The organism is Treponema sp. UBA7567, from assembly GCF_002476655.1.
GTDB lineage: Bacteria > Spirochaetota > Spirochaetia > Treponematales > Treponemataceae > Treponema_D.
The window spans coordinates 96,939-107,839 of record NZ_DLLH01000027.1 but is presented as its reverse complement, the minus strand read 5'-3'; the positions used below and the strand labels follow the sequence as shown (position 1 = coordinate 107,839).

11 protein-coding genes and 1 pseudogene are annotated in these 10,901 nt (G+C 41.3%); 9 read left to right on the top strand and 3 right to left on the bottom strand.

Features of this window, described 5'->3' with window-relative positions:
* Window positions 1-40: 40 nt before the first annotated feature.
* From B3Y13_RS03300 to B3Y13_RS03260, 9 genes are all read left to right on the top strand, one after another.
* A complete protein-coding gene (locus B3Y13_RS03300; protein ID WP_296019406.1) occupies window positions 41-1,198 on the top strand; it encodes an iron-containing alcohol dehydrogenase in 1,158 nt (385 codons plus the stop codon).
* A complete protein-coding gene (locus tag B3Y13_RS03295; protein ID WP_296668371.1) occupies window positions 1,198-2,052 on the top strand; it encodes a carbon-nitrogen hydrolase family protein in 855 nt (284 codons plus the stop codon). Before B3Y13_RS03300 ends, B3Y13_RS03295 begins: the two co-directional genes overlap by 1 nt.
* Before the next feature lie 177 nt (window positions 2,053-2,229).
* Window positions 2,230-3,399, top strand: coding sequence for a transporter substrate-binding domain-containing protein (locus tag B3Y13_RS03290; protein ID WP_296019402.1), 1,170 nt, complete (start codon window positions 2,230-2,232; stop codon window positions 3,397-3,399).
* 228 nt (window positions 3,400-3,627) lie between these two features.
* Complete coding sequence (gene urtB / locus B3Y13_RS03285) at window positions 3,628-4,491, top strand: urea ABC transporter permease subunit UrtB (protein WP_296668373.1); 864 nt, start codon at window positions 3,628-3,630, stop codon at window positions 4,489-4,491.
* A gap of 12 nt (window positions 4,492-4,503) precedes the next feature.
* Window positions 4,504-5,610, top strand: coding sequence for an ABC transporter permease subunit (locus B3Y13_RS03280; protein WP_296668374.1), 1,107 nt, complete (start codon window positions 4,504-4,506; stop codon window positions 5,608-5,610).
* Window positions 5,611-5,730: 120 nt separating this feature from the next.
* Complete coding sequence (gene urtD, locus B3Y13_RS03275) at window positions 5,731-6,597, top strand: urea ABC transporter ATP-binding protein UrtD (RefSeq protein ID WP_296019393.1); 867 nt, start codon at window positions 5,731-5,733, stop codon at window positions 6,595-6,597.
* Window positions 6,598-6,599: 2 nt separating this feature from the next.
* Window positions 6,600-7,298, top strand: a complete 699-nt coding sequence (locus B3Y13_RS03270; RefSeq protein WP_296019390.1) for an ATP-binding cassette domain-containing protein — start codon at window positions 6,600-6,602, stop codon at window positions 7,296-7,298.
* Between the two features lie 13 nt (window positions 7,299-7,311).
* Window positions 7,312-7,971, top strand: a complete 660-nt coding sequence (locus B3Y13_RS03265; protein ID WP_277075881.1) for an AAA family ATPase — start codon at window positions 7,312-7,314, stop codon at window positions 7,969-7,971.
* A 60-nt stretch (window positions 7,972-8,031) separates the two neighbouring features.
* Window positions 8,032-9,264, top strand: coding sequence for a Zn-dependent hydrolase (locus B3Y13_RS03260; RefSeq protein WP_296019384.1), 1,233 nt, complete (start codon window positions 8,032-8,034; stop codon window positions 9,262-9,264).
* A gap of 2 nt (window positions 9,265-9,266) precedes the next feature.
* Here the strand turns inward: B3Y13_RS03260 and B3Y13_RS09875 are convergent.
* The 3 genes and pseudogenes from B3Y13_RS09875 to B3Y13_RS03250 form a co-directional block, all read right to left on the bottom strand.
* Window positions 9,267-9,497, bottom strand: a pseudogene (locus B3Y13_RS09875) (LamB/YcsF family protein); the annotation flags it as partial.
* Between the two features lie 16 nt (window positions 9,498-9,513).
* The gene (locus tag B3Y13_RS03255; protein ID WP_349681356.1) at window positions 9,514-10,014 is read right to left on the bottom strand and encodes a 5-oxoprolinase subunit PxpA; all 501 of its coding nucleotides are present in this window, start codon (window positions 10,012-10,014) and stop codon (window positions 9,514-9,516) included.
* On the bottom strand, window positions 10,001-10,885 hold the full coding sequence (locus B3Y13_RS03250) for a DUF4392 domain-containing protein (RefSeq protein WP_296692715.1): 885 nt from the start codon (window positions 10,883-10,885) through the stop codon (window positions 10,001-10,003). Before B3Y13_RS03250 ends, B3Y13_RS03255 begins: the two co-directional genes overlap by 14 nt.
* Between the last annotated feature and the right edge of the window lie 16 nt (window positions 10,886-10,901).

Sequence of the window (10,901 nt, the reverse complement as noted above, 5' to 3'; positions counted from 1 at the left end):
AAACTGAAGTTTTAATCTTGACTTTTTATGGGAGAAATCCATGGTATTTAATTTTACGACAGCGCCAAGGACTGTAATGGGCGAAGGAGCGTTAAAAGTCGCTGCGCCTTATTTCAAGTCTTTTGGAAACAAAGCTTTGATTGTAACCGGAAAAATAATTACAAAGACCGGGCTTGCCGCTCAGGTTCAGAATGTGCTCAAAGAACAGGGAATTGACAGCGTTATATATAACGATCTTCCTGGAGAGCCTACGGATTTGATGATTTATGCCGGGGTCGAGGTTTTTAAGAAAGAAAAGTGCGATTTTATTGTTGGGCTTGGCGGAGGAACACCTCTCGACAGCGCAAAGGCAATTGCGGCTATGGCTGTTCTTCCAGGAAAACTTGGCGACTACAAAGGAAAGGAGATGTCCGGGGATTTTGCGCCGCTTGTGTTGATTCCTACAACCGCTGGAACTGGCTCTGAAGTGACAAAATATGTCGTATTTACAGAAACAGCGACAGATTCAAAACTCTTAATAAAAGGCGACGCGCTTCTTCCAAAAATCGCTGTTGTTGATTACACATATACTCTTTCTTCTCCTTCTTCAATCACACTGGCCACAGGAATGGATGCGCTCACGCATGCGATTGAAAGCTATACTTGTGTAAAACATACTCCAGTTACGGATTTGTACTGTCTTGATGCGATTAAGAGAATTTTCAAATATCTTCCAGTCGCTGTAAAGGACGGTACGGACAAGGTTGCCCGCGAAAATATGAGCATTGCCGCTTACGAGGCTGGAGTTGCAATAAATACTAGTCCTACAACGATTGTTCACGGAATGAGCCGTCCGATTGGAGCGGTTTTTCATGTTCCGCATGGAATATCAAATGCTATGCTTTTGGTTGAATGTCTGCGCGCTGTGCTTCCTGGAGCATATTCACGTTTTGCAGAACTTGCCGTATTGGTTGGAGCGGCTCAGGACGGAGAGGAACCGAAAATTGCCTCTGAAAAATTTCTTGAAAAACTTGAGGAATTTACAAAATCCTTGAATGTTCCAACTCTTCGTGAATACGGTCTTGATCTTCAAAAATTTGCTCAAAAAGAAGAAAAAATGGCGTCAGATTCCGTTGCGTCTGGTTCACCTGCAAACTGCTACAAAGTTCTTTCAAAAGAAGAGCAGATTGCGGTTTATGAGATTTTGAGGAAAAAATAATGAAAATCGCGCTGATTCAGATAAAAGGAAAAAGTTCCAATGATGACAATATCGAAATTGCGTTGGAACAAATCGAAAAAGCAAGTGATTCTAGTGCTGATTTTGTTGTTTTGCCGGAAATGTTTTCCTGTCCTTACAAGGCGTCAAATTTTCCTGTCTATGCTCAGGAAGATGGCGGAAAGAACTGGCAAAAATTGAGCGCTGCTGCAAGAAAAAATAAAATCTATCTTGTGGCTGGCTCAATGCCTGAATTGGAAATAAGTGAAGAAAATGGCAACCGCGTAGAAAAAATCTACAATACTTCCTATGTTTTTGACCGAACCGGAAAACAGATTGCAAAGCATCGAAAAATGCACTTGTTTGACTGCGATATTCCTTCGGCGCGGTTTTATGAAAGCGAGACTTTAAGTCCAGGAAAAAACGTAACAGTATTCGACACAGAATTCGGCAAAATCGGACTTATGATTTGCTTTGACATTCGATTTCCTGAATTGGCGCGGCTTATGGTTGACAAGGGTGCAAAACTGATTGTTGTTCCTGCAGCATTCAATATGACGAGCGGTCCTGCCTGGTGGGATATTATGTTCCGTGCACGTGCAACCGACAATCAGGTTTTTATGGCAGGATGTTCTCCTGCCCGTGACGAAAATGCTGGTTATGTTGCGTGGGGACATTCGCTTTTTGTTGACCCATTTGGAAAAATTCTTGCTCAACTGGACGAAAAAGAAAATATTCTTTTGTGCGATTTGCAGCTTGAACAGGTTGATGATTTCCGAAATCAGTATAAAATTCTCTCTGCCCGGAGAAAAGACGTTTATTCGCTTGTTGAATGCAAAAATGTTACAGAAAAATAATGCAGGCATATAGTTAAAATGCACGAAAAAAAAATTAAAATTTGTGCAAATAAGATTTTTGTGTCTGGAGCAATGTCTGTATACTAAGTTTAATTTTTATGAATCAAAGGCGGTTCTATTCATTGTAGAAGATGGATTGGGCCGCCTTTTTTTGTTCATCTATGGAGGTGCATAATTATGAAAAAAGTCTTTAAAAAATCACTTGAGGTTTTAGCAGTCCTTGCGGCTGTTTTTGGATTTTTTTCTTGCGGAGAAAAAAAGAGTTCTGCAAAAACAGTTAAGATTGGAATTCTCTACAGCACGACTGGAAATTTCAGTCTTTCTGAAACGCCTATGCAGAATGCGGCTAAAATGGCGATAGACGAAATCAATGCGGCTGGCGGCGTAAAAGGAATGCAGATTGAACCTTTGTATGTTGACTACGGTTCAGACCCGGCTATGGCAGCGGAAAAGGCTCAGCAGATGATTTTGAAAGATGGCGTTACTGCTATTGTTGGAACAAATGCATCTAATACGCGTCTTGCAGTAATTCCTACGATTGAAAAATACAATAGCGTTCTTGTTTATAATACTTATTATGAGGGCGAAAAACCTTCAAAGAACCTTCTTTACACAAACACTTGTCCAAACCAGCAGGTTGCGGCATTTATTCCGTGGATGATAAAAAATCTCGGTCCGAAAATCTATATTGTTGGATCGGATTATGAATTTCCACGCAAGACAATCGCCTTTGCAAAGGAATATATTGCAAAATTTGGCGGACAAATTGTTGGAGAAGAATATACACCTACAAACGAAACAGACTTTTCTTCTGTTGTAAACAGAATTAAGGCTTCTGGCGCAGATTGCGTATTCTCCGGTGTAGCAGGCAACTCAAATGTTCCATTCTACAAGGACTATGTTCAATATGGAATGGATCCAAAAAAAGTTCCTCTTTGTTCAATTTCGTCACACGAGTCAGCAATTAAGGCTGTAGGTTCAGCGGCGGTCGGAAACTATGCTTCGTTCGACTATTTTAATTCTCTTGATACGCCAGAAAGCAAGCTTTTTGTTGAAAAATATCAGAAGCTTTTTGGAACGACAACAACAGTTACAAACAGCGCAGAAGGTGCTTATCACGGAATCTACATTCTTGCAAAAGCAATAGAAAATGCGCAGTCGCTTTCGGCGCAGGATATTATTGCCGCGGCTGCAGGTGTTGAAATTGATTCACCTGGAGGAAAGATAAAAATGGACGAGAAAAACCATCACTGCTGGCTTAATACTTATATTGGCCAGGTTCAGGATGATTTGTCTTACAAGATTCTTGCAAAAAGTGACGGACTTGTAGCTCCGATTCCTGAATAACGGAATAAAATTGAAGAAAAAATCTGTCGTCGCGGTGGACAATGACGGAAAACTGCCGCGGCGCACAGTCAGTTGATGAGTTTTTAACACAAAAAGGAGGCATGATAAAAATTACATCCTTGTAATTTTTATCATCACAGTTTGCTCAAGCGATGCTTTCACAAACTGTGATTCTCGCCATCCGTGGCTCGCCTCTAACGCGGAATTTTATAAGGAGGCATGATACAGATGAGCCTTTTCTTACAACAGCTATTGAACGGAATCAGTAACTCATCGGTTTTGTTTCTTACGACAATCGGGCTTGTAATCATTTTTGGAATGATGGACGTTGTCAACAATGCACACGGAGAGTTCATAATGATTGGAGCTTATACGGCCTGTATAAGCGTTAATGCGCTGCATATTCCGTTTGCACTCGCATGCATTCTTGCAGCCCTCATAACTGGATTTGTCGGAATAATAATTGAGCAGGCGGTTATTAAAAAACTTTACGGAAAAGTTGCAGAAACTCTGCTTGTTACGTTCGCACTTGAATATATAATTCAGCAGATTGTACGAATGATTTTTGGACCGGAAAGCCAGACGCTGGAAGTTCCGTTGCGTGGACAGATTACAGTTCTTGGAGTTTCTATTCCGTATTACAACCTTATTTTGATTTTAATGGCCTTGGTTGTGCTTGCGCTTACGCTTGTTCTTTTTTATAAAACTTCGTTTGGAATGCAACTCCGCGCAATTACACAAAACCGCGATATGACGCAGTGCCTTGGAATCAATGTTGCACGGATAAATATGTTTACATTTGGCTATGGTGCTGCTCTTGCAGGTTTTTCTGGTGCGTTGATTGCTCCAATAAAGAGCGTTTTTCCTGGAATGGGACCGGCGTTCAATGTTGACGGTTTTCTTGTCGTAATTCTCGGAGGACTTAATTCAATAATAGGATCATTTGCAAGTTCATTTGTAATCAATGAATCAATCACAATTATGTCGGGATATATGAGCCAGATTGTCTCAAAGCTTTTAATTTTTGTTGTGATAATTGTGATTGTACGTTTCCGGCCGAACGGTCTGTTTTCTTCAAAGGAAAAAAGATAGGTGAGGTGAATTATGAGTTTTGATGAAAAAATTGAAAAACTGAAGACGCCAGGTTTGTCTTCTGTAAAATCTGTAAGCGTTGAAAAGTGGATTGCTTATGGAATATTTGCGCTTCTTATTTTTATTCCGCTTTTTAGTTCAATGTACAGCCAGCTGGTGTTCGGAAAATTTATCTCCTATATGATTTTTGCGCTTGCGCTTGATATTCTTTGGGGATATTCCGGATTGATGAACCTTGGATTTGCGCTCTTTTTTGGGCTTGGCGGATATGTATTGGGAATCTCTCTCTCGTGCCAGAACGGGCTTCCTGCATTCATGGAATTTGGCGGACTAACGCAGATTCCTCTATTATATAAGCCTTTGCAGAATATTCCGTTTGCTTTTTTGATGGGACTTTTGGTTCCTTCGGCAGTTGCCTTTATTCTTGGGCTTTTTATTTTCTACAGCAAGATTAAAGGAGTTTTCTATAATTTGATAACTCTTGCGCTTGCGGCTTTGTTTGAACTTCTTCTTGCTACAAAGCAGATGTACACCGGCGGCTCTTCCGGAATCAACGGAATTGCAGGAGGACTCGACAAAATAAAATTTTTCGGCAGACCTATAACGATTACGGGCTGGTATTATATCGGTCTTGCTGCGCTTGTGGCAGTTTATGTTCTTTGCCGTCTTATTACAAAGGCTCGTTTTGGCAGTGTAATAAAATCTGTCCGCGACAACGAGGCCCGGCTTCAGTTTCTCGGATACAATCCTGCGGTGTTTAAGATTGCGGTCTTTACAATAGCAGCGTTTTTTGCAGGTTTTGCCGGAATGGTCTATCTTCCAATGACGTCGTTTATTTCTATTGAGGCGGCCGGCGTCAGCTTTTCAACGATGGTTCTTGTTTGGCTTGCAGTCGGTGGACGTGGAAACCTGACGGGGGCAATGGCTGGCGCACTTCTTGTAAGTTTTTTGCAGTCAAAGCTTTCTGAAAGTTTTGGCAATATGTGGCAGCTTGTGCTTGGCGCTGTCCTTATTCTTATCGTTTATTTTTTGCCAAAAGGAATTGTTGGAACTTTGCAGGATATTCAGTATAACCGTCGAATTGCAAAAGTAATCTCGCAGCAAAAACAGGAGGCATGATAAAGATTACGTCCTTGTAATTTTTATCATCACAGTTTGCTCAAGCGTTGCTTTCTCAAGCTGTGATTCTCGCCATCCGTAGCTCGCCGCTAACGCGGAGTTTTAGAAGGAGGCATGACAATGGCTTCATACCTTGAATTGAGAGATGTTTCAGTTGTTTTTTCAGGATTCCGGGCTGTCAATAAAGTCAATCTCAAGATTGAAAAAGGAGAACTTCGCGTGCTTATTGGACCGAACGGTGCCGGAAAAACCACAATAATGGATATGATTACCGGCAAGACAAGACCGACAGAAGGGCAGATTCTCCTTGACGGACACGATATAACAGGAGAACCGCCCTATAAAATCGCTGAAACTTACAGAATCGGGCGCAAATTTCAAGGACCGAATATTTTTGCGAACATGACTGTCTTTGAGAACATAGAAGTTGCTCTTCGCGGTTATTCGTCGCTTATAAAAACATTCACCTACAGACGCACGCCGCAAATTGTCGAAAAAATCAATGGCATTTTAAAGCAGATAAATCTCTACGATTACCGGGACATGATAAGTTCTTCTCTTTCGCATGGTCAGAGGCAATGGCTTGAAATGGGAATGGTTTTGGCACAGGATCCAAAGGTTATTCTTCTTGACGAGCCGACTTCGGGAATGACAGCGGACGAAACATACAAGACGGGCGAGATGATTCTCAATGTTATGAAAGGAAAAACTATTCTTGTAATCGAGCACGACATAGATTTTGTTAAGCAAATTGCAAAAAAAGTCACTGTTTTAAATCATGGAGAGATTCTTGCAGAAGGCACTTACGAGGAAATTACCAATAATCCGGAAGTTGTCCGTGTTTATCTTAAAAACGATGCCGACCTTGATAAAAAAGAGCCAACGGCTGAAGAAAAAATTGTCAAACAGATGCAGACACAGCTTCTTGAAAAGGCAGGTGTTTCTATAGAGGCAGTTGCAGGCCAGAAAACTACAGGAGGAGAATAAAAATGCTTGAAGTAAAAGACGCATGTGTAAGTTACGGAAAGAGCCGGGTTGTGAACGGAATCTCCTTAAAGATTGAAGGCGCAGAAACATTCCTTATTCTTGGAAGAAACGGTGTTGGAAAGACAACATTTATGAAAAGCATAATTGGACTTTTGCCGGTAGATTGCGGCTCAATAAATTTTGGCGGAAGCGATATAACAAAGAGCCGGGCGTATGAACGTTCTCAAAAGGGAATTGCCTATGTTCCTCAGGGACGTGAAATTATTCCTATGCTTACAGTTAAAGAAAACTTGCAATTAGGGGCTGTGGCACATAAAAAAGTTCAATTTGAGGCAAAAATGAAGGAAATTCTTGAATATTTTCCTGATTTGACGCCGCATCTGCGAAGAAAAGGAGGTGTGCTTTCTGGCGGACAGCAGCAGCAGCTTGCAATTGCCCGCGCGCTAATGAGCGATCCCAAAATTCTTATTCTTGATGAGCCGACAGAAGGAATTCAGCCAAATATAGTTATGGGAATTGCAGATATTCTCAAACGGTATCAAAAAGCGAAGAATATTCCTCTGATTATCGTAGAGCAGAATCTTCACTTTGCGCGCAGAATTGGAGACCGTTTTATGATTATCCAAAAAGGCCTCAGCGTAAAAGAAGGTTCTATAGACGAACTGACAGATGAAGTTTCTGCTAAATATATTTCTGTATAGGCGGGGGTAAAAAATGTCTAAAAATTATGTAATTACAATTGCGAGAGGTTTCGGTTCTGGCGGCAAACAGACGGCGACACAGATTGGAGAGAAACTGGGAATTCCCGTCTACGAAAAGCAAATTCTTGAAATGGCTTCGGCATATTCTGGGTTAAGCGAGGAAATGTTCATTGAAGTTGATGAAAAGCTCCGTGGAAATTATGTAACCAATGCGCTTGCAAAATTTACTTTTCCAAAGGAAGTTTCGCCTACAAGCAAGCGTTTTGAGAGCGATATAAATCTCTTTTGTATTCAGGCGGAAATAATAAAGCAGCTTGCACAGAACGTGTCGTGCGTAATTATCGGAAAATGCGCCGATCATATTCTCAAAGATTTTGACAATGTTGCGAGTTTTTATATAGAAGCTCCTCGAAAAGAGTGTCTGGAATCAATCATGACAAAGACCGGCGTAAATGAAAAAGAAGCCGCAAAGATGATTGAGAGCACGGACAAATATCGTTCCGAGTATTATAAGTTTTATTCTGGCGGAAACTACTGGACAAATCCTGTCAACTACGACCTTACGCTTAACAGCGCGAGAGTGGGACGCAGACGTTGTGCCGATGTTATTATCGATTATATGCGTCGGAGATTCGGGGCGGACTTTGAAGATACATTCAAGGGAAAAATATAATGAAGGAATAACTGGTTGCGTTTTTTAACCGCATTATTTTGCTAAAAAGAGGTATGACAAATGTATGAATGTGATATAAAAAGAATGGAAGAGAAAATAACTACTTTTGGAGGTTTTGGAGACACAGGCCACGGCGGAATTACACGATTTTCACTTTCTCCAGCGGCTATTCAGGCAAGAAACGAGATAAAATTGCGCATGACAAAGCTTGGCCTTGATTTTAAGACGGACGATCTTGGAGACATTTACTGCACTCTTCCAGGAACAGATCCGGATGCAAAAGTCATAATGTCCGGCAGCCACTGCGATTCAGTTCGGCAGGGTGGAAATTACGATGGAATTCTTGGCGTTCTTACTGCTATGGAAGTGATAGAAACTATAGTCACCAAAAAAATTCCACACAGGCATCCGATTCAGCTTGTTGTTTGGACAAACGAAGAAGGCGCGCTTTATGAACCTGCGATGATGTGTTCAGGAATAATCTGCGGCAAATTCAAAAAAGAAGAAATGTTTGCTTCAGTCGCAAAGGACGGTTCTGGAAAAACTTTTGGACAGGCTCTTTCGGAAAGCGGCTTTTTGGGTGAACAAAAGAACAGAATTGAACCTTCAAAAACAGAAGCTCTTGTTGAACTTCATATTGAGCAAGGACCGGTTCTTGAAGCCGGTGGATACGACGTTGGAGTGGTTGAAGGAGTGGTTGGAATGATAAATTATGAATTTACATTTCACGGACAGGCTGACCATGCCGGCACATTCCCAATGCCTTACCGAAAAGACGCTCTTTTTGCCGCAAGCCAAGCTCTTTTGTTTCTTCACGAAGAATTTGACAAGATAGGCGACAAGGAACTGGTTTATACAACCGGAAAAATAAGTTGTCATCCGAATATTCACACAATTATTCCTGACGAGGTAAAATTTACACTAGACGTGCGTCATCAAAATCCAGAAATAATAAAAAGATGTGTTGAAATAATAAAAGCTATGCCAAAAGAGTGGGCAAACTGCACAATGAGCTATAAAGAAGCATGGGCGCGAAACACTGTAACTTTCTACAAGGAATGGGTTGATGATGTCGAAAATGCGGCTCAAAAACTTGGTTACAAGAGCCACAAAATGTACTCTGGAGCCGGTCACGATGCACAGTATCTTAGCGAAATTGTTCCTACTACGATGATTTTTGTCCCGAGCAAAGGCGGACACAGCCACTGCGAACTTGAATATTCGCCAGTTGAATGGTGCTGGAAAGGAGCAAACGTGCTCCTTAACACAATTCTTGAGATAGACAAAAAATAGGATTATTTTCCCATGGCAACAACTTTAATTCCCTCAGTTTCAAGTGAACTCCGGATTTTTTTTACAAATTCAAGGGCTTTAGGGCTGTCGCCATGCACGCAGATAGAATCGGCTTCGATTTCTATTTCTTTGCCAGAAATTGTCTTTACTTTGTGATTTTTTATCATTTCAAGAACACGTTCAATTGCAAGATTTTCGTCTTGAATCATTGCGCCTGGCTTTGTACGGGAAACAAGACTTCCGTCATCTTCATAAGCGCGGTCTGCAAAAACTTCTTTTTTTGCCCGTNNACCCTTTTAGCATTTCGCTTCCGCTTAGGCCAAGAAGAATCAAAGAATCGTCAATTTCGGCAATTCCCTCTGCTATTGCAATGGCAAGTTTTTCGTCTTTTGCCGCCATATTGTACATTGCTCCATGGGGCTTTACATGCTGAAGAGGGACTTTATTTGCAACACAAAAAGAATGCAAGGCTCCGATTTGATACTGTACCATCGCTTTTAGTTCGAGAGGACTGACATTCATATTCCGCCGTCCAAATCCGACAAGGTCTGGAAAACCTGGATGCGCGCCTGCTGCCACATTGTTCAGTTTTGCCATGGCAACAGTTTTTGACATAACCAGCGGATCTGACGCATGAAAGCCGCAGGCAATATTTGCAGAGGAAATATATTTTATAACCTCTTCATCAAGTCCGATTTTATAATTTCCAAAACTTTCTCCAAGATCACAGTTTAAATCAACTTTCAGCATAATCGTTTTCTCCGTTTTTATATTTTATGACTGCGTTTTTCAGGGCAAGAATTATTTCTTTTTCTGTGTCCATTCCAAACCCGTCAACACCGACAATTTTTTCTCTTTTGACTCCGTCCACACTTCCGATTTTTACCGTGCTGCAGATGTAATCCTCGATTTCCTTAAAATCCGGCAAAAGCTCTGTTTTTTGAGAAAGAGCATCGAGATACGCAATAATTGAATACGCTCCCCAGTTGCTTACGGAAGCTATTACAAGGCAGTCTACTTTTACAGAACATGGAACAAGGCTCAGTTTTGAACTTATCAATTCCGCCACATTTCCCATTCCAATTTCGTTTCCGCCGTCGCCAACGCCAATTGTCGGAATTTTTCCGTAGGAAAGAGTGAATAAAATGTCTGTTCTGGCAGTAAATTCGCCAATGCTTTCTCTGCGCATATTTTCGTATCTGCCGTTGATGTTTATTCCACAGCGTTCAACCGAAATAAGCCCCGCCGGCTGATATTTTTCAAGCAGAGCCGTGCAATATTTTTCGTCGCCGTCAAAAGGCATATAGACAACTTCAAGCCCTTTTAGTTCAAAAAAATCTTTGCAAAAAGAATCTGTGACAATTACAGGATTGAATCCGAGTTTTTTTAACGCAAGCGCCAGAAAAACAGTTCCAGCAGGACCGTCTGTTTCTGCATATCCGGCTACATAAAAACCTGTTGTCAGAAGAATTGTTCTTCCTCTCTCCCAGGACAAAATCATTTCTGCCGCCTTATGCGAATAACCAGCCGGCAAACTTTTTTTAAGCACGTTCATTCCGCGTGAGCCATGACGCAAAACAATATCTTCAATTGTTTCTGTCAAATTAGTCGAATTTTGCATAGATGTCTCCCAAAAT